This window comes from Bradyrhizobium sp. WSM1417 (genome assembly GCF_000515415.1).
Lineage (GTDB): Bacteria > Pseudomonadota > Alphaproteobacteria > Rhizobiales > Xanthobacteraceae > Bradyrhizobium.
Window position 1 is genome coordinate 211,133 of sequence record NZ_KI911783.1, and the last position, 17,815, is coordinate 228,947.

General features: G+C 64.1%; 17 protein-coding genes. 4 read left to right on the forward strand and 13 right to left on the reverse strand.

The genetic code is table 11. From position 1 onward, the window contains the following. Positions 1 to 87 precede the first annotated feature (87 nt). A complete protein-coding gene (locus tag BRA1417_RS0101050) occupies positions 88 to 573 on the forward strand; it encodes a peroxiredoxin (protein ID WP_018453139.1) in 486 nt (161 codons plus the stop codon). 164 nt (positions 574 to 737) lie between these two features. Here BRA1417_RS0101050 and rnhA read toward each other — a convergent pair whose 3' ends face one another. From rnhA to ispH, 3 genes are read right to left on the reverse strand one after another with little or no spacing between them, the layout of a single operon-like run. After that, positions 738 to 1,202 (reverse strand): ribonuclease HI, encoded by a 465-nt coding sequence (rnhA, locus tag BRA1417_RS0101055; protein WP_007597503.1) that lies wholly within the window; start codon positions 1,200 to 1,202, stop codon positions 738 to 740. Beyond that, a complete protein-coding gene (locus tag BRA1417_RS0101060; RefSeq protein WP_027514216.1) occupies positions 1,199 to 2,182 on the reverse strand; it encodes a homoserine kinase in 984 nt (327 codons plus the stop codon). The genes rnhA and BRA1417_RS0101060 overlap by 4 nt, the downstream gene beginning before the upstream one ends. A gap of 6 nt (positions 2,183 to 2,188) precedes the next feature. Continuing rightward, the gene (gene ispH, locus BRA1417_RS0101065; RefSeq protein WP_007597506.1) at positions 2,189 to 3,157 is read right to left on the reverse strand and encodes a 4-hydroxy-3-methylbut-2-enyl diphosphate reductase; all 969 of its coding nucleotides are present in this window, start codon (positions 3,155 to 3,157) and stop codon (positions 2,189 to 2,191) included. A gap of 253 nt (positions 3,158 to 3,410) precedes the next feature. Here ispH and BRA1417_RS0101070 point away from each other — a divergent pair, with 253 nt between their 5' ends. Further along, positions 3,411 to 4,106, forward strand: a complete 696-nt coding sequence (locus BRA1417_RS0101070; protein WP_007597507.1) for a DUF1013 domain-containing protein — start codon at positions 3,411 to 3,413, stop codon at positions 4,104 to 4,106. A gap of 111 nt (positions 4,107 to 4,217) precedes the next feature. On the opposite strand, the gene BRA1417_RS0101075 is transcribed toward BRA1417_RS0101070, so the two are convergent. The 5 genes from BRA1417_RS0101075 to BRA1417_RS0101095 all read right to left on the reverse strand — a co-directional run bounded on the left by BRA1417_RS0101075 (position 4,218) and on the right by BRA1417_RS0101095 (position 9,914). Further along, a complete protein-coding gene (locus BRA1417_RS0101075; protein WP_027514217.1) occupies positions 4,218 to 4,964 on the reverse strand; it encodes an OmpW family protein in 747 nt (248 codons plus the stop codon). Positions 4,965 to 5,127: 163 nt separating this feature from the next. Then, complete coding sequence (locus BRA1417_RS0101080; protein WP_007597509.1) at positions 5,128 to 5,388, reverse strand: hypothetical protein; 261 nt, start codon at positions 5,386 to 5,388, stop codon at positions 5,128 to 5,130. Between the two features lie 168 nt (positions 5,389 to 5,556). Next, the gene (locus tag BRA1417_RS0101085) at positions 5,557 to 7,479 is read right to left on the reverse strand and encodes a propionyl-CoA synthetase (protein WP_027514219.1); all 1,923 of its coding nucleotides are present in this window, start codon (positions 7,477 to 7,479) and stop codon (positions 5,557 to 5,559) included. Between the two features lie 144 nt (positions 7,480 to 7,623). Next, positions 7,624 to 9,009, reverse strand: a complete 1,386-nt coding sequence (locus tag BRA1417_RS0101090) for a tetratricopeptide repeat protein (protein WP_027514220.1) — start codon at positions 9,007 to 9,009, stop codon at positions 7,624 to 7,626. A 146-nt stretch (positions 9,010 to 9,155) separates the two neighbouring features. After that, positions 9,156 to 9,914, reverse strand: coding sequence for a tetratricopeptide repeat protein (locus tag BRA1417_RS0101095; protein ID WP_027514221.1), 759 nt, complete (start codon positions 9,912 to 9,914; stop codon positions 9,156 to 9,158). A 108-nt stretch (positions 9,915 to 10,022) separates the two neighbouring features. On the opposite strand from BRA1417_RS0101095, the gene BRA1417_RS0101100 reads away from it, so the two are divergent. Together BRA1417_RS0101100 and BRA1417_RS0101105 are read left to right on the forward strand one after the other, a co-directional pair. Beyond that, complete coding sequence (locus tag BRA1417_RS0101100) at positions 10,023 to 11,600, forward strand: sodium:proton antiporter (RefSeq protein ID WP_156948512.1); 1,578 nt, start codon at positions 10,023 to 10,025, stop codon at positions 11,598 to 11,600. Between the two features lie 78 nt (positions 11,601 to 11,678). Continuing rightward, complete coding sequence (locus BRA1417_RS0101105) at positions 11,679 to 12,449, forward strand: hypothetical protein (protein WP_027514223.1); 771 nt, start codon at positions 11,679 to 11,681, stop codon at positions 12,447 to 12,449. Between the two features lie 161 nt (positions 12,450 to 12,610). On the opposite strand, the gene BRA1417_RS0101110 is transcribed toward BRA1417_RS0101105, so the two are convergent. From BRA1417_RS0101110 to BRA1417_RS0101130, 5 genes are all read right to left on the reverse strand, one after another. Beyond that, positions 12,611 to 13,417 carry an SDR family NAD(P)-dependent oxidoreductase gene (locus BRA1417_RS0101110; protein WP_027514224.1) on the reverse strand — a complete coding sequence of 269 codons (807 nt, stop codon included), beginning with the start codon at positions 13,415 to 13,417 and terminating at the stop codon, positions 12,611 to 12,613. Between the two features lie 23 nt (positions 13,418 to 13,440). After that, positions 13,441 to 13,824, reverse strand: coding sequence for a DUF1850 domain-containing protein (locus tag BRA1417_RS0101115; RefSeq protein WP_245286128.1), 384 nt, complete (start codon positions 13,822 to 13,824; stop codon positions 13,441 to 13,443). Then, a complete protein-coding gene (locus tag BRA1417_RS0101120; RefSeq protein WP_027514226.1) occupies positions 13,821 to 15,932 on the reverse strand; it encodes a TRAP transporter permease in 2,112 nt (703 codons plus the stop codon). The genes BRA1417_RS0101115 and BRA1417_RS0101120 overlap by 4 nt, the downstream gene beginning before the upstream one ends. Before the next feature lie 160 nt (positions 15,933 to 16,092). Beyond that, positions 16,093 to 17,040 (reverse strand): TAXI family TRAP transporter solute-binding subunit, encoded by a 948-nt coding sequence (locus BRA1417_RS0101125; RefSeq protein WP_027514227.1) that lies wholly within the window; start codon positions 17,038 to 17,040, stop codon positions 16,093 to 16,095. Between the two features lie 163 nt (positions 17,041 to 17,203). Beyond that, on the reverse strand, positions 17,204 to 17,683 hold the full coding sequence (locus tag BRA1417_RS0101130; RefSeq protein WP_027514228.1) for a hypothetical protein: 480 nt from the start codon (positions 17,681 to 17,683) through the stop codon (positions 17,204 to 17,206). Between the last annotated feature and the right edge of the window lie 132 nt (positions 17,684 to 17,815).

A 17,815-nucleotide genomic window follows, 5' to 3' on the forward strand; every position in this document is an offset into this window, starting at 1 on the left:
GCCTCCGGGTCACTATCCGTGCCGGCAACATTGTGCAGCGCCGCCGCACGGTCTAAAAAGCGGGACCGATTTTCAGGGAGACTGACGATGGCGATCCAGACTGGCGACAAGCTGCCCGAGGCGAAATTCCGAGTGATGACGGCCGAAGGCCCGCAGGTGAAGACCACCGACGACATCTTCAAGGGCAAGAAAGTAGCGCTGTTCGCGGTGCCCGGCGCCTATACCGGGACCTGCCACAAGATGCATCTGCCGAGCATCTTCCTTAACGCCTACGCCCTGAAGGACAAGGGCGTCGACACCATCGCAATCGTCTCCGTCAACGACGCCTTCGTCATGAACGCCTGGAAGCGCGACACCGACCAGCGCGACGAGGCCATCTTCCTGGCCGACGGCAATGCCGACTTCACCAAGGCGATCGGCATGGAGCTCGACGCCTCCGGCAACGGTCTCGGCATCCGCTCCAAGCGCTATTCGATGCTGGTCGAGGACGGCGTGGTCAAGAAGCTGAACCTCGAGGCGATGCCGGGCAAGGTCGAAGTGTCCGGCGGCGATACGCTGCTCGGGCAGCTGTAAGCGGCCGCCGCTTTCAGCCACAAACGACACTGTCATGCCCCGCGAAAGCGGGGCATCCAGTATTCCAGAGACAGTTGTTGTTAAATCGAGAGCCGCGGCGTACTGGATCGCCCGGTCAAGCCGGACGATGACGGCGGAGCATGAGGAAGGAGCGCGGATCCGCGCTACTCCGCCACCCGCGCCTGCAACCGCGCCTTCACAATCCCGTCGCGCGCGAGCTGATCGGCGCGTTCGTTCTCGGGATGGCCTGCGTGGCCCTTGACCCAGTGCCAGCGCACGTCATGAGCCTTCAGCGCGGCATCGAGGCGCTGCCATAGCTCGACATTCTTCACCGGCTTCTTATCGGCGGTGCGCCAGCCGTTGCGTTTCCAGCCGTGGATCCAGCCGGTGATGCCCTGACGGACATACTGGCTGTCGGTATAGAGATCGACGGTGCACGGCTTCTTCAGCGCTTCCAACGCGGAGATCGCCGCCATCAATTCCATCTGGTTGTTGGTGGTGTGGCGCTCACCACCGTTCAGTTCCTTTTCCTTGTCGCCGAACTTCAGGATCGCGCCCCAGCCGCCGGGCCCCGGATTTCCCGAGCAGGCGCCGTCGGTGTAGATCGTGACAATCGGGAGCTCGCTCACGCCACCAGCCCCGACGGCATCAGCCCGTAGTCGCGCACGCTGGAAACACTCTGGTGGAAGCGCAGCTTGCGGACATATTCCAGCGGATCCTTCGGCCGAACCAGCGCGCCCGGCGGAACGTTGAGCCAGTCGACCAGCCGCGTCAGCAGGAAGCGCATCGCGGCGCCGCGCGCGAGCAGCGGCAGCGCGGCCTCTTCCGCCTCGGACAGCTTTCGCACGCGGCCATAGGCATTGAGGAAGGCCCGCGCCTTGGTAACGTTGAAGGAATGATCCGGCTCGAAGCACCAGGCGTTGAGGCAGATCGCAACATCATAAGCCAGCATATCATTGCAGGCGAAAGTGAAGTCGATGATCCCGGAGAGCTTGTCGCCCAGGAAGAAGACGTTGTCGTTGAAGAGATCGGCGTGGATCACGCCTTCGGGCAGCTGCGTCGGCCAGACGCCGCTCTCGAGGTAGTCGAGCTCGTGGCTCAGGAACGCGCGCAGGCCGGGCTGCACCTCGTCCGCCCGCTGTGACGCCGCATCGAACAGCGGCCGCCAGCCCGGGACCGATAGCGCGTTCGCACGCCTGATCGCGAAATTCGCGCCAGCCAGATGCATCCTGGCGAGCCCCTCGCCGACACCGGCGCAATGGGCCGCGTTCGGCTTGCGCGGCCAGACGCCTTCGAGAAAGGTGATGATCGCGGCCGGCCGGCCCGACAGCTCGCGCAACGCCTCGCCGTCCGTTCCCTTCACCGGCAGCGGGCAGTTGACGCCGTGCTCGGCCAGATGCGTCATCAGCGCGAGGAAGAACGGCAGATCGTTCTTCGCCACGCGCTTCTCATAGAGCGTGAGGATGAACGACCCCTTGGTCGTATGCAGCAGGAAGTTGGAATTTTCGACGCCCTCGGCGATGCCCTTATAGGAGAGCAACTCGCCGAGATCGTATTGGTTGAGGAAGTCCGCAAGCTCGTCGGCGGCAACGTCGGTGTAGACCGCCATGAAGGTCTACTCGGCGGCGGCTTCGGGGCGCACCTGACGCGGCAGCGGGAAGAATTCGTTTTCTTCCGCGGCCGAGACCGTCTCCACATGCAGCGTGAAGCGCTCGGCGAACGCGTCCATGATCTCCTCGACGATCACTTCCGGGGCCGAGGCGCCCGCGGTGATGCCGAGGCTGGTGATGTTCTCGAACCGCTTCCAGTCGATTTCGGTGGCGCGCTGCGCCAGCACGGCGATCGGGCAGCCCTCGCGCTCGGCGACCTCACGCAGGCGCTGCGAGTTCGACGAGTTCGGCGCACCGACCACGATCAGGGCGTCAACCACCGGCGCCACCTTCTTCACCGCGAGCTGGCGGTTGGTGGTGGCGTAGCAGATGTCTTCCTTGTGCGGCCCGTTGATGTTCGGGAAGCGTTCCTTCAGGAGCGCCACGATCTCCGCGGTGTCGTCGATCGACAGCGTGGTCTGGGTCACGAAGGCGAGGTTGTTCGGGTCCTTCGGGGCGATGGTCTTGGCGTCCTCGGCGGTCTCGATCAGGGTCACGGCGCCGGTCGGAAGCTGGCCGAGCGTGCCCACCACCTCCGGATGATGGGAATGGCCGATCAGGAAGATCTCGCGGCCGCGCTTGAAATGGATTGCGGCCTCGCGGTGCACCTTGGTGACCAGGGGGCAGGTCGCATCGAGCGAGAACAAATTGCGGGACGTGGCGTCGGCCGGAACCGATTTCGGCACGCCGTGGGCCGAGAACACCACCGGCGCGGTGGTGTTTTCCGGGATCTCGGCGAGTTCCTCGACGAAGATCGCGCCCTTCTTCTTCAACCCATCGACGACGTACTTATTGTGCACAATCTCGTGGCGAACATAGACGGGGGCGCCGTATTTATCGAGCGCCCGTTCCACGGTGTCGATCGCCCGGACCACCCCGGCGCAGAAGCCACGGGGAGAACAAAGCACGATCTTGAGGTCTGGTTTGGCTGACATTGAGCGATCTCGGGACCGAATCACCTCGCCAAATGGGCGGGAAGCGGTCGATGAATGAATAGGGCTTGGGTACGGTCTTACAGGGACTTCAGAGGGAATTGGGCCCCCTTTCGGGCGCTGTCAAGGCACTATCTATAGCAGAACCATTGCGTGGCTACCCCCTCCGGGCTTATATAGCGCGAATTCCCAGTCATCGCTGATGACCACCGGTTTCGCCTCCAAAGGGGTGGGCGAAGCACAAAGGAGATTTGCCATGAGCAACGCACCTCTGATGCCCAAGGCGACCGCCGTCTGGCTGCTCGACAACACCGCGCTGACCTTCGATCAGGTCGCCGATTTCACCAAAATGCACCCCCTCGAGGTGCGCGCGATCGCCGATGGCGACGCCGCTCAGGGCATCAAGGGCATGGATCCGCTCTCCAACGGCCAGCTGACCCGCGAGGAGATCGAGAAGGGCGAGAACAACCCGGACTACCGACTCCGCCTCCAGGAGAGCAAGGTGGTGCTGCCGCCGCAGCCCAAGCGCAAGGGCCCGCGCTACACCCCGGTCTCGCGCCGCCACGAACGCCCGAGCGCCATCCTCTGGCTGCTGCGCAACCATCCCGAGCTCAAGGACGCCCAGATCATGCGCCTGGTCGGCACGACCAAGAGCACGATCGCCAGTGTCCGCGATCGCACCCACTGGAACACCTCCCAGCTGACGCCGATTGATCCCGTCACCCTCGGCCTCTGCTCGCAGATCGAGCTCGATTTCGAGGTCGCGCGCGCGGCCAAGGAAAAGCCGATCGACGCAGCCTATGGCGGCGCCACCCTGCTGCCGGCCTCAGAAACCACCAAGAAGGACGAGTACGAACCCGCGGAGCGGTCCAGCGACGATCTCAACGTCGATGCCGTGTTCGCCAAGCTGAAGACGCTCGGCGGCAAGAAGCAGGACCAGGAGGAGGAGTAATCCTTCACTCCCTGTTGGTCATCGAATGGGAATGCGAACGCGGCGGGCCAACCCGCCGCGTTTTTGTTTGTAACTGTCCGCGGTCGCGCGGCAGCGTGCTCCCGCCAAACTTCAGAACTTATACGTCACACCACCGCCGACCAGCCACGGGTCGATATGCGCGGTACCGGTAACCGGCAGACCACTGACCGTCGCCGAATAGTCCGGCCGCAACCAGAGCTTCTTGACGTCGACGTTGAGGCCCCAGTGCCGATCGAGCATGTAGTCGAAGCCGAACTGCACCGCGCCACCGAAGGCGTTGCTGACATGCAGGCTCGTGGCGGTGGCGACGATCGCGGGCGGACCGACGATCGCGGCCGGCGCGTTGGCCGCGGAATTGTTGAAGAACACGGTGTAGTTCACGCCGGCGCCGATATACGGCTTGAACGCGCCGAAATTGTCGAAGTGATATTGCAGGGTCAGCGTCGGCGGTAGCAGCGTGGTCTTGCCGATCGGCAGATTTGCCAGCGAGCCGGTGCCGCTGATCGAATGCCGGGTGACACCGAGGATCAGCTCGGCCGCGATGTTCTTGGTGAAGAAATAGCTGATGTCGAGCTCAGGCACGACCTGGTCGCTGATCGAGAGGCCCGAATTCGGCGACGACAGCGACGGAACGCCGGCGACATTGACGGTCGAGCCGCCCGCATCCGGCAACACGCCTAGTACCCGCAAACGTACCATCCAGGGATTGAAGGCTTCTACCGGCGGCGGCGCCTTTTTATAGATCGGCAAATCGGCAGCCTGTGCCGAGGCAAGAGCTCCCACCAGCGTCGCACCCAGCGCCGCGAGCCGCGCCATGTTTCTTGTCATTCCGTCCATTGCATTCCCCTTCAGCCTTGTGCGCGCTTCGTTGCGCGACATCAGCGTCAGAGCAGAAAGGCAATGGTGAAGGATTTGATGCCGATCAAATCAGGACAAATGCGATTGCGATTTGGCTGCGGCGTTGCAGATGTGTCGCGGCAGGATAATGCCGCAGCTTACATCATGGCCGGTCCGGATGGTTCAGCATGTATTCGCCGAGGTCGCGCTGGCGGCGGTCGGCGCGGGTGGTCGCGGCGCTGCGCTGGACGTCGCGGTCCTTGCGGCAGGCCACGTATTCGGGCGAGCCGGCCGCATAGCCGCGACTCTGGCAGACCGCGTCGTCATCGTCGCCGCCCATCGCCACCGGCGTCTGGTAGCGCGCGGAGCAGGCGGAGAGAATGAGGCCCGCAAATGCAATCGCTAGAAACGGCTTCGAATTCATGGCAGGCCCTTCATCCTCATGGTGAGGAGCCCGCGCAGCGGGCGTCTCGAACCATGCAGGCCAAGCTGCAGCAGCGGGCCTTTCATCCTTCGAGACGCGCGCCAGGCGCGCTCCTCAGGATGAGGATTGAGCGGAAAAATGCGGCCTATTCAAGCCCCATTGCAAACCTCACACCCGCCCCTTCAGCGCATCGCCGATCTCGTCCAGCACCTTGGGGTCCTCGATCGTCGCCGGCATGGTCCAGGCTTCACCATCGGCGATCTTCTTGATGGTGCCGCGCAATATCTTTCCGGAGCGCGTCTTGGGCAGGCGGCCGACGGTGATGGCCAGCTTGAACGCGGCAACGGGACCGAGCTTGTCGCGCACCAGCGCGATGATCTCCTTCTCGATCTCGGCCGGGGCCCGCTTCACGCCCGCCTTGAGCACCAGGAAGCCGCAGGGGACCTCGCCCTTGATCGCGTCCTTGACGCCGAGCACGGCGCATTCGGCGACGTCGGGATGCGAAGCCAGGATCTCCTCCATGCCGCCGGTGGAGAGCCGATGGCCGGCGACGTTGATGATGTCGTCGGTGCGGCCCATGACGAAGACATAACCGTCTTCGTCCTTGTAGCCGGCATCCGACGTTTTGTAGTAGCCGGGAAATTCGGTGAGATAGGCTTCCTTGAAACGTTCGTCCTGATTCCACAGCGTCGGCAGGCAGCCCGGCGGCATCGGCAGCTTGATGACGATCGAGCCCATGGTGTTCGGACCGACCGGCTTTGCCGCTTCGTCGACCACGTCGACCTGATAGCCCGGCATCGGCACCGTCGGCGAGCCGTGCTTCACCGGCAGCTGGCCTAAGCCGACCGGGTTGCCGGCGATGCACCAGCCGGTCTCGGTCTGCCACCAATGGTCGATGACAGGCACTTTCAGCTGCTGCTCCGACCATTCCACCGTCGGCGGATCGGCACGCTCGCCGGCCAGGAACAGCGTGCGGAAGGTCGAGAGATCGTATTGCCTGATGAATTTTCCTTCCGGATCTTCTTTCCGGATCGCGCGGAACGCGGTCGGCGCAGTGAAGAAGGCGACAGCCTTGTGCTCGCTGATCACGCGCCAAAACGCGCCGGCATCGGGCGTGCCGACCGGCTTGCCCTCATACATGATCGAGGTCGCGCCGTGCAGCAGTGGGCCGTAGACGATGTAGCTGTGGCCGACCACCCAGCCGATATCGGAGCCGCACCACCAGACCTCACCCGGCTTGACGCCATAGAGGTTGAACATGGACCATTTCACCGCGACGAGATGGCCGCCATTGTCGCGCACGACGCCCTTGGGAATGCCGGTCGTGCCTGACGTATAGAGGATGTAGAGCGGATCGGTAGCGGCGACCGGCACGCAAGGCGCCTGTTTTCCGTCGTTCATCGCCTTGCGGCGCAGGCCCGCCCAATCATAGTCGCGGCCGGGCGTGAGGGCGCAGACGAGCTGCGAACGTTGCAGCACGATGCAGGCCTTCGGCTTTGCCCCCGCAAGCCTGATCGCCTCGTCGAGCAGCGGCTTGTACTGCACGATCCGGCCGGGCTCGATGCCGCAGCTCGCCGACAGGATCAATTTTGGCTGCGCATCGTCGATGCGGGTGGCGAGCTCTTTCGCGGCAAAGCCGCCGAACACCACGGAGTGCACCGCGCCAATGCGCGCGCAGGCGAGCATCGCGACCACGGCCTCCGTGACCATCGGCATATAGAGGATGACGCGATCGCCCTTGGCGACACCAAAATCCTGCATGATGGCGGCGAGCGCCTGCACTTCGGCCAGCAGTTCGGCGTAGGTGAATTTGGTGACGCTATTTGCCAGCGGCGAATCATGAATCAGCGCGATCTGGTCGGCGCGGCCGCGTTCGACGTGGCGGTCGAGCGCGTTGTAGCAGGTGTTGACGACGCCACCGCTGAACCAGCGGCCGTAAACGCCCTGTGAGGGATCGAAGATCTTTTTCGGTGGCTCGATCCAGTCGATCTCCTTGGCCGCCTCGGCCCAAAAACCCTCAGGGTCGGCCAGCGAGCGCGCATAAACCTCGTGATAGAGGCTCTTTCCGTCGATGTTTCCTCGGACGTTCATTCCCGCGCTCCCGTTCCCTTTATTCGCCTGGCCCTGACCTTGTGGCAGGACAAACGTCCCGCCATGACAGGGATCAAGTACCGGCCATGTTTGGGGGGTATTTTCCCGGGAACGGGCCACGGTTCAAGCTGAAAAGAACAGTGTTCAGCTATCCATCGCATTGAGCCGCTGCAGCCGCTCCTGCATGACCTTCCTGAGATCATAGCCCGGGCGGCCGAAGCTCGTATTGCGGGTGGCGAGGAAATCGCGCTGGGTGCGACGGAGGTCGCTGGCCGAGCGCGATCCCGCCGATTTCAGCACGCGCTCATAGGTCTCGGCGATCTGGCGATCGAGCACGCCCAGCTGCGGATCGGCACAAATCACCTTCTCGACCTCGCGCTTCGCAGTGGCACAATCGAACGAGGGGCCATTGCCGGAATTCGCAGCGAGCGGCCGCAGCGGCTCGCCGCCGAATTTCGCAATCTCCGCGATCATAGCGCGGCGGCCGGCGGCGGCGTTGTCATTGCCGGGATCGAGCCGCAACGCGGTCTCGTAGTCGGCCAGCGCCTTCCTGCGTTCGCCCATCTTCTTGTAGAGCACGGCGCGGTTATTGTAGGTCTGCGCGAAATTCGGATCGAGTTTCAGCGCGGCCTCGTAATCGTTCAGCGCCGCGCCAAGCTCGCCCTTGAGGTGGTAGGAGTCGCCGCGGTTGGTGAAGAAGTTCGGTCGCGGCGCCAGCCGCAGCGCCTGGTCGTAATCGGTAATCGCCTTGTCGTACTCGCCCATCGCGGCCAGCGACAGCCCGCGATTGTCGTAATATTCGGGCACCTTCGGATCGAGCCTGATCGCCTCGCCGTCGTCGGCAACCGCCTTGTCGAGCTGACCGAGCTTCTTGTAGGCGGCGCCACGATTGGTGTAGCTGCGCGGCCGGTTCGGATCGAGGCGCAACGCCTCGCTGAGATCGCGGATCGCCTTCTCGTTGTCGCCGCCGAGATAATAGGTCACGCCGCGGTCTGACCAGGCCTGTGCATTGTCAGGCTTCAGCTTGATCGCCTGGTCGTAATCGGCAAGCGCGCGGTCGAGCCGGCGCTGGTTGGTGTAGACGACGCCGCGCAGCTCGTAAGATTCCGAATCCTGCGGATCGAGCTCGATGGCCTTGCTGAGGTCCGCCGCGGCGCGGTTGAGATCGCCGCCGGCCTCGCGGAGGAGATCGCCGCGCAGGCGCCAGGCTTTTGCATTCTTGGCATCGAGCGCAATGGCGCGATCGATATCTCGCAGCGCCTGTGTGAGGCCGCCCGAGATCCGCGCATTGGCGTCGGCGCGCACCAGCAATGCCGCGGCGCGATCGGAGGATGGATTTGAGGCCTGGTCAATGATGGCGCTGCAGGCCGGGATCAGCTCAGCCGGAGCGGCCTTGCTCCCCATCACGCAATCGACGCCGGCCGAGGTAGGGGCGACGAGAACGACGCTCATTGCCGCGCTGAGCAGGAGCGAGCGAAGCGAGATCTTGGCAAACGAGAATATTTGCGCGGAAGGATGCGTGCCGCACATGGCAGAGGGCTCCGGGACATCAGGCTTTCACCATTGTCGCGGCGGGGACGCGATGGGTTCAAAATTGAGCCAGTCAGGGGCGCGCCAGCGCCCTTCTCACGAGAAGTCGTCATGCCCGGGCCTGAGGTTGCGGAGGCCCTAAAGCTTCAATACCCGTCCACCCCGTTGAGCCGCTGCAGCCGCTCCTGCATTGCCTTCTTCAAATCGTACCCCGGCCGGCCGAAACCGGCGTTGCGGCGGGCGATGAAATCGTCCTGCTCGCGCTGAAGCGCCTTCGCTTCGCCTGCATTGCGGGCTTCGCGCAACACGCGCGCGTTGGCGGCAAAGACCTCACGGTCGAGATCAGCGAGCTCGCGGTTGGCGCAGATCGCCTTCTCGACGGGACGGCGGGCACCCTTGCAAATGAAGCTGGGCTTGCCCGCGACCGCCATCTGCGCGCCGATCCGCTCGATCTCGCGCGCCATCGCCTTGTGGTTGACCTTGGCCTTCTCGTGGTTCGGATCGATCTTCAATGCCGCGCCGAAGTCCTGCACCGCCTTGGGCTTGTCACCCTTCCTCAGCCAGAGTTCGCCCCGCGCGTTGAAGATATCGGCGAGACCGGAATCGAGCTCCAGGGCGCGGCTGTCGTCAGCGATTGCGCGGTCGACCTGATCATGCCGGGCAAACAGCGCGCCGCGCGCGATCAGCGCCTTGATCAGGTCGGCCTTCGCCGTCTTCTCATTGTCGATCACGGCGGCGCAGGCCGTGACGGCCTTGTCAATATCGTCGGCCGCGGCAGCCGCGAGGCACGGCGCGATGTCGACCTGCGGGACCGCGGGCGGTTCGCCGCCGGTCGCGGCATGAGCCACGACGAACGAGAGCGCGAAGAGCACCCCGGCGCCGGACCATTGAATGAGGAAACGCATGCTCGTCACAGTCGGCAAATCTTGGGTTTCAATCTTGAGTTAAGGTCCGGGTTGAGGCCTTGCCTTGGGGCTGCACTATCCATCATACGGCCGGATTGGTGCTAGCTTGTGGCGCCGCTCAAATCGGTTTCGGGGATCAACGTGTCGACATTCGAATGGATCATCGTGCTTCTGCTCGGCGCCGTTGGATTATCGGCGCTGGCGCGGCGGATCAAGGTCCCCTATCCGACCTTTCTCGCGATCGGGGGTGCGCTGATCGCCTTTGTGCCGTCGAGCCCGTCCTGGACGCTGGAGCCCGACCTGGCACTGGCTCTTTTTGTCGCACCGGTCCTGCTCGATGCCGCCTTCGACACCTCGCTGCGCGATCTCCGCAACAATTGGGTTCCGGTCTCCACCCTGGTCGTCGCCGCCGTCGGCCTGACCACGGCCGCTGTGGCCTACGTCGCGCATCGGCTGATGCCTGACATGCCCTGGGCCGCCGCGGTTGCACTCGGCGCCATCGTGGCCCCGCCGGACGCGGCCGCCGCAGTCGCGATCCTGAGCCAGGTCAAGCTGCCTCACCGCATGGTCAAGGTCCTTGAGGGCGAGAGCCTGCTCAACGACGCGACCGCGCTGTTGATCTATCGCATCGCGGTCGGAGCGGTTGCCACCGAGCATCTGGCATGGAGCCAGGTCGCGCCGACCATGGCGCTGGCCCTGGTCGGCAGCGTCGTGGCCGGCTATCTCGCCGCGAGAGTCATGCCACTGGTGATCGTGCGGATCACGGAGGCTCCAAGTTCGATCATCATGCAATTCGCCACCACCTTCATGGTCTGGATCGGCGCTGAACATCTCGGCCTCTCTGGCATCCTCACCATCGTCGTGTACGCCATCACGATGGCACGCGCTGCACCCGCCCGTATGCCGGCGCGGCTGCGGGTGCCGTCCTACGCGGTGTGGGAGACGATGGTGTTCGTGCTCAACGTGCTTGCCTTCATGCTGATCGGCATGCAGATGCGGCCGATCTGGACACGGCTCGACGCGGACGTACGCTGGGAATATTGCCTGGCCGCCGCCTGGATCCTGCTCACCGTGGTCTTGGTTCGGCTGCTCTGGGTCACGTTCTACCGCACGACGCTGCGCACGCTGGTGGCGCATGGGATCTACCATCCCAAGGATCCGAGGCAGGTCGCCTCGGCCAAGGGCGGCCTCATCATCTCCTGGTGCGGCATGCGCGGCCTCGTCACGCTCGCCACCGCCTTTGCCCTGCCAGAGAGCTTTCCGCATCGTGACTTCATCGTCTTCTCGGCGTTTGCGGTCGTGCTCGGCACGCTGGTCATTCAGGGCCTGACGTTGCGGCCGCTGATCCTGGCGTTCGGCCTCAAGGACGACGATCCCGTCGGCATCGAGGTCGCGCGTGCCCGCGCCGTCGCCTATCGCGCGGCGCTCGACGCGATCGAGGACGATCCGTCGGAGGAAGCGGAAATCCTGCGGCTCGAATATCGCGCCATCCTGATGCAGGCCGACGACGATCCCCATGGCGGCATCACCAACGGCGAACTGCCCGCCGACCCGCTGCGCCGCCGTGGCATCGCGGCCGCGCGAAAGTCGATCTTCGACCTCCGCGCCAAGGAAGTGATCGGCGACGATGCGTTTCATCGGATCGAGGAAGAGCTCGATCGCGCAGAATTGAGCGCGGGGGGTTAAATCCCCATCCTCGACAAGTGCCCCTGCACAGGTGGCTAGGGGCTTGAACCAAACGCCGCCTCTCCAGACTCATCCCTCATGACGACCCTGATCGACGACCGTCGTGTGCGCGCGCGAGATGCGTCGCCCGCACGATATTTCTATCTCCACATGGCACTGGCCTGCGCGGCCACCGCCTTTCTCGGCTTCGCACCGACCTATTTTGTACCGCTCGCCAACCGGACGTTGTCCGCAAGCCCCGTCATTCATTTCCACGGTCTGTTGTTCTTCACGTGGTCTCTCTATTTCGTGATCCAGACCTGGCTCGCCGCCTCAGGCCGCGTGGTCAATCACCGTGCGCTCGGCATCGCCGGCGTTTCGCTCGCGACCGCGATGACGATCTTCGGCTTCCTCGCCTCCGTCCATGTGATGCAGCATTCCGCGGCGCTCGGCCAGAAAGAGGCAGGCATTGCCTTCTCGATCGTGCCGATGAGCGGGATCGCGTTCTTCGCTGGTGTATTCGTGCTCGCGATCATGAACACGCGAAAGCCGGAGATTCACAAGCGCCTGATGCTGCTCGCCGCGGTCTCGATCCTCGATGCGGCGATCGCGCGCTGGTTTCTCACCTTCCTCGCGCCTCCGGGACCGCCCGGGCCGCCGCCGGTGCCCGTCACCATCGCACCCGCGATGGTCGCCTCGCTGCTGCTCGTCGTCGCCATGGTACGCGACTGGCGCACCGAGGGCCGCGTGCATCCGGTCTACATCACCGGCACGCTCGCGATGCTGACGGTGAAGGTGCTGAACTGGCCGGTCAGCGAGACTGCGGCGTGGCATTCGTTTGCCGGCGGGATTCTGGCGCTGGCGCAGTGATGTCGTCCTGGCGAAAGCCAGGACCCATTACCCCGAATGCCTGTTGTTGAAGAAAGCTGGAGCCATCAGCCTTCGCCGAACTTCTCCCTGTGGTTATGGGTCCTGGATCAGCACTCGCTACGCTCGCTTGTCCAGGACGACGGCGGAATATGGAGGGGCGCCTACGCCCCCGCCTTGCATGTGATCCCGCCGTCCACCACGAGCTCGATCCCCGTCACGTATTTCGCTTCGTCCGAGGCCAGGAACAGCGCGGCGTTGGCGACGTCGAAGGCGTCGCCCATGTGGCCCATCGGCACTTGCGCATCGCGCGCGCGCCACATCGCTTCGACGTCGCCCTTGGCATAGCTGTTCGCAAGACCTGCGGAATGTTCCACCATCGGCGTCTTCATCAGGCCGGGCAGGATCGCGTTGACGCGGACATGGTGGCGCGCAAACTCGATCGCGGTGGTGCGGGTCATCTGGTTCATCGCCGCCTTCGAGGTGCCGTAAGTGACGTAGGAGATACCCATGTGGCGGATCGAGGCGATCGAGGAGATGTTGATGATGGAGCCCCCACCCTGCTTCACCATCACGGGGATGACGTGCTTCATGGCGAAATAGGCGCTCTTGAGGTTGACGCTGAAGACGCGGTCCCAGCTCTCCTCGGTCACCTCGACAACGCTGCCCATCTCGGCGATGCCGACATTGTTGTCGAGCACGTCGATGCGGCCGTAGGCCTTCAGGCACGCCGCGACCATCGCCTCGACCTCGCGCGCACGCGAGACGTCGGCCGTAAACGCGCTCGCCTTACCGCCTTCGTCCGTGATGATCTTCACGGTCTCCTCGGCCGCCGCGCCGTTGCGATCGACGCAAAACACCTGCGCGCCCTCACGCGCAAAGGTGACCGCGGTGGCCTTGCCGTTGCCCCAACCCGGCCCGATCGAGCCGGCGCCCACCACCATTGCAACCTTGCCCTTAAGCCGGTCCATCGCGTTTCTCCCGTGTTGTTGTTTTAGTAGCCCGGATCGTTGCAGACCTTCATGGTGGTGACGCTAGCACCAATGGGATGACCGACAATCTCGGACAACGTCCGGCACTTGCCGTCATGGCATAGCCGCCATTCACCAGCCGCGCCCGAATTGCCAAGCACGACCTCCGGCATCGGCGCGCGCGCGGGCCTCCATTGAAACCAGCCGTCGACCAGGCGCGCCTCGGGCGGCGGCTCCATGCCGGGGCCGGTGCCCTTGACGCGTGCCTGCGTCAGTTCGAGCCCGGCGGGGGTGACGCGCCAGTCTTCCTGCCAGTCGACCTTCGCGATCGAATGCGTCCACACCAGCGTGAATGCGGACAGCGCCAGCGCCTTCACGCCTGAGGCTGTGACGAAGCAGAGGCTCACACCGCCTCGACCGACGCCGGCGGACGCCGCCGCCACTGCCACAGCACGATTGCCGCAGCGAGCAGGAAGCCCGCGGTGTCGCTGAACGGGAAGTCTCCGAGCAGGCACAGCGCGGCACCGAGCGCGACCAAACGTTCGAGGAATGTCAGGCGCGCGAACAGGAAGCCGATCGCGACCATGCCGAACAGCGCGATCGCCACCAGCGCCTTGAGAGTCGCCAGCGCCACCGCGCCGTAGAAGCCGAGCTTGGCCGCCATGGGATCGCCCGCCTGCAGCATCAGCGCCGGCGAATAGACGAATATGAAGGGGATGACGTAGCCGGCGAGCGCGATGCGCATCGCCTCCCAGCCGATCTTGTCCGGATTCTCCTTCGCGATCGGTGCTGCGGCTAACGCTGCCAGCGCGACCGGCGGCGAGAGGTCGGCCATGATGCCGTAATAGAACGCGAACATGTGGCTCGCGATCAAGGGCACGCCGAGTTTGGCCAGCGCAGGCGCCGCGAGCGCTGCCGTGATGATGTAGGTCGGGATGGTCGGGATGCCGGTGCCGAGCAGGATCGACAGCAGCATGGTCATGATCAGCGCCAGGAACAGGCTCTTCTCGCCGAGGCCGATCACCCAGCCGCCGAAGATGGTGCCGACCCCGGTCTGCGACATCATGCCGATGATGACGCCGACGATGGCGCAGGCCATGCCGACGGTGATGGCGGATTTCGCGCTTTCGGCCAGCGCATCGCGGCAGGCGCGCAGGGCGGAAAATCCGCCGCGCACGAACGCAGTGATCACGATCAACGCGACGACGACGCAGGCGACCGGCACGATCTGGAGACCATCGCGCGAGAGCGCGGCGACGACGAGAGCGAGCCCGATCCAGAAGATATAGCGGATCGCCATCGAAGACGCGCCTGTCGTGATGGCGGTGCCAAGGATCAGCCCCACTGTGAGCGCGAGACCCATGCTCCCGGCGTAGAGCGGCGTAAAGCCTTCGAACAGCATGTAGACGAGGGCTGCGAGCGGCAGCACGAGGTACCAACCCTTCACCAGCGCCTTCCAGGCGCTCGGGGTCTCCGACTTTTTCATGCCGGTGAGCCCGTGCTTGCCGGCTTCCAGATGCACCATCCAGAAGGCGGAGGCGAAATAGAGCATCGCGGGAATCGCGGCCGCTTTCACGATCTCCGAATATTGGACGCCGAGCGTCTCCGCCATGATGAAGGCAACCGCGCCCATCACCGGCGGCATGATCTGTCCGCCCATCGAGGCTGTCGCCTCGACGCCGGCCGCGAATGCGCGGCGATAGCCGAACCTGATCATCAGCGGAATCGTGAATTGGCCGACGGTGACGACGTTGGCGACGCCGGAGCCGGAGATCGTGCCCATCATGCCCGAGGCGAACACCGCCACCTTGGCCGGGCCGCCACGGGTCCTGCCGAATAATCCAAGGGAAACGTCGGTGAAGAGCTGGATCATGCCGGCGCGCTCCAGGAACGAGCCGAACAGGATGAACAGGAAGATGTAGGTCGCCGAGACGTAGATCGGCACGCCGTAAAAACCTTCGGTGCCGAACGACAGATGCGTGACGATCTGGTCGAAATCATAGCCGCGATGGTTGAGCGGTGACGGCAGATACTGGCCGAAGAACCAGTAGACGAGGCAGGCGCCGCACATCAGCGGGAGCGCGGCGCCCATCAGCCGCCGCGTGCCCTCGAAGATCAGGACGGCGAGCAGCGTGCCGACCACGAGATCGAGGCGCGTCGGATCGCCGTCACGTGCGATAAGATCCGCATAGAAGATCCATTGATAAAGCCCGCACAGAAAGCCCGCGCCGCCGATCAGCCAGCCGATCGCGCGGCCGAAATCGCTTTTGGCGGTGAAGTTGCCGATCAGACCGAAGGTGAGGAGAATGAGGAAGCCGACATGGACGCCGCGCACCACCTGGCTCGGCAGATAGTTGAAAGCCGCGACATAAAGCTGGAACGTCGCGAAGGCGATGCCGATCCAGTAGGCGAGCGTGCCCCACCAGCCCGGGCCGAAGCCTTCCGGAAAACCGTGCTCGAAATTGTCGAACTCGACCTTGATGGGCTCTTGAGCGCCCTCTGCCTTCTCCAGCATTTCAACCCATCCCCAATCGTCGAGCGCTTATAGCATTGGCACGGTCCATCCGCGCCGTCATGCCCGGGCTTGACCCGGGCATCCACGATCTTTCTCGCTTGGCCTTGGAACGTGGATGGCCGGGACAAGCCCGGCCATGACGTCCGATAACGAAAGCTGATTACTTGATCAGCCCTTTTTCCTTGTAATAGCGGATCGCGCCGGGGTGCAGCGGAACGGGGCTGCCGCTGGCGGCCGTCTCGAGCTTGATCTCCTTGCCGGCCGCATGCGCGTTGGCGAGCTCGGGCAGCGACTCGTAGATCAGTTTTGTCATCTGGTAGGCGAGATCGTCCGACACCGCCGAGCTGGTGACGAGATAGTTGATCACGGCCGCGGTCGGCACGTCCTTATCCTGCCCGGTGTAGGTGTTGGCGGGAATGGTCGCCGCGACGAAGGGCAGGCCGATCTTGTCGACGGTCTCCTTCGGCACCGACACCACCGTGATCGGGCTCGAGGTCGACAGATCCTTCAGCGAGGCCACGCCGAGGCCGGCCGATTGCAAGGTCGCGGCGAGCTGGCGGTTCTTCATGAGATCGACGGATTCGGCAAACGGCAGATACTCGACCTTGCCGAGATCCTTGTAGCTCATGCCGGCCGCCGCCAGGATCGCGCGCGAATTCAGCTCCGTGCCCGATTTCGGCGCGCCGACCGACAGGCTCTTGCCCTTGAGGTCCGCCAGCGTCTTGATGCCGCTCTCGGCGGTCGCGACGATCTGGATGTAGTTCGGATAGATCGCGCCGATGGTCCTGAGCTTGTCGAGCTTGGACTTGAAGCCCGCTTCCTCGTCGCCATCCCAGGCGGCCTTGAGCGAGTCGCCCAGCGTGAACGCGATCTCGCCGCGGCCCTGCTGAAGCAGGATCAGGTTCTCGACCGACGCCTTGGTGGCCTGCACCTGCGTCTTCACGTTCGGAATCTTGTCGCCGTAGATCTTCCCGATCGCGACCCCGAGCGGATAGTAGACGCCGGAGGTGCCGCCGGTCAGCACGTTGATGAAGGATTGCGCCTGCGCACAAGGCGCCGACGCCGCCAGAGCAAGAGCCGTGGCCACGCCGAAAATTGTCCGTTTCATGTTCTTTCCACTCCCCAAACCGGCCGGGAAGTTGGCCGGATGAGGGGTGCGGGTCAACCCATCCAAAAGTCAAAACAGGACTGCGGTAAATGGCTGTCCTGGCTCGATTTTTGGGGAACTCGGCGGGTGCGGCGAGGTGGCGCAGCCAGGCGTGGACAGCCCCTCACTGGAAGGTCATGTCCAGGCATTTGGAGATGTCGGAGCCGAGGCCGGACGAGATGATGATGCAGCCGCGGACTTTCTGCGCGCCCACGTCGGCGGCCCAGACCGAGTAGCCGCCGGGGCCGAAGAAGGAATTGGTGTTCGGCGGCTCGGTCTCGGTGGCGTCGAAATCGTAATGGCCGTCGGTCTCGAAGATGCGCGGCTTCTTGGTGCAGGCGCCGTCGGTCTGGACGTTGATGACTTCCTTGTTGTCGCGGGTCAGCGCCAGCGAGACCTGGCAGCGGAAATATTCCGAGGTCTTGGTGTTGAAGAGGTAGGTGTATGACTTGCAGGTCGCGGTGTTCAGCTTGCCCGGGGCCAGGCCGCGGCTGCACGAAATCCGCTGGTTGTGGCTGAGCTGGTAATCATCGGCCCGGGCGGCCGGCGCGAGCGCCGTCAGCATCAGGCCGGCGGCCCAGCAAGCTTTCATGACGAGGTTCATTCGAATCATCCCCTACCCAATGTTTTTGTCGAATTGCGTTCTAGACGGAAAGCGGAACATAGTCGCGCGGGGACGAAGGGAAAATCACAAACTGCTCGGCAAGACGTGAACCGCTGCGGCGCTTTCGCAAAT

What these genes read in the sequence shown, in the direction of transcription:
- BRA1417_RS0101050 (WP_018453139.1), top strand. Translation starts at nt 88, where the DNA reads ATGGCGATCCAGACTGGCGACAAGCTGCCCGAGGCGAAATTCCGAGTG.
- BRA1417_RS0101060 (WP_027514216.1), bottom strand. Translation starts at nt 2,182, where the DNA reads ATGGCGGTCTACACCGACGTTGCCGCCGACGAGCTTGCGGACTTCCTC.
- ispH (WP_007597506.1), bottom strand. Translation starts at nt 3,157, where the DNA reads ATGTCAGCCAAACCAGACCTCAAGATCGTGCTTTGTTCTCCCCGTGGC.
- BRA1417_RS0101070 (WP_007597507.1), top strand. Translation starts at nt 3,411, where the DNA reads ATGAGCAACGCACCTCTGATGCCCAAGGCGACCGCCGTCTGGCTGCTC.
- BRA1417_RS0101075 (WP_027514217.1), bottom strand. Translation starts at nt 4,964, where the DNA reads ATGGACGGAATGACAAGAAACATGGCGCGGCTCGCGGCGCTGGGTGCG.
- BRA1417_RS0101080 (WP_007597509.1), bottom strand. Translation starts at nt 5,388, where the DNA reads ATGAATTCGAAGCCGTTTCTAGCGATTGCATTTGCGGGCCTCATTCTC.
- BRA1417_RS0101085 (WP_027514219.1), bottom strand. Translation starts at nt 7,479, where the DNA reads ATGAACGTCCGAGGAAACATCGACGGAAAGAGCCTCTATCACGAGGTT.
- BRA1417_RS0101090 (WP_027514220.1), bottom strand. Translation starts at nt 9,009, where the DNA reads ATGTGCGGCACGCATCCTTCCGCGCAAATATTCTCGTTTGCCAAGATC.
- BRA1417_RS0101095 (WP_027514221.1), bottom strand. Translation starts at nt 9,914, where the DNA reads ATGCGTTTCCTCATTCAATGGTCCGGCGCCGGGGTGCTCTTCGCGCTC.
- BRA1417_RS0101105 (WP_027514223.1), top strand. Translation starts at nt 11,679, where the DNA reads ATGACGACCCTGATCGACGACCGTCGTGTGCGCGCGCGAGATGCGTCG.
- BRA1417_RS0101110 (WP_027514224.1), bottom strand. Translation starts at nt 13,417, where the DNA reads ATGGACCGGCTTAAGGGCAAGGTTGCAATGGTGGTGGGCGCCGGCTCG.
- BRA1417_RS0101120 (WP_027514226.1), bottom strand. Translation starts at nt 15,932, where the DNA reads ATGCTGGAGAAGGCAGAGGGCGCTCAAGAGCCCATCAAGGTCGAGTTC.
- BRA1417_RS0101125 (WP_027514227.1), bottom strand. Translation starts at nt 17,040, where the DNA reads ATGAAACGGACAATTTTCGGCGTGGCCACGGCTCTTGCTCTGGCGGCG.
- BRA1417_RS0101130 (WP_027514228.1), bottom strand. Translation starts at nt 17,683, where the DNA reads ATGAACCTCGTCATGAAAGCTTGCTGGGCCGCCGGCCTGATGCTGACG.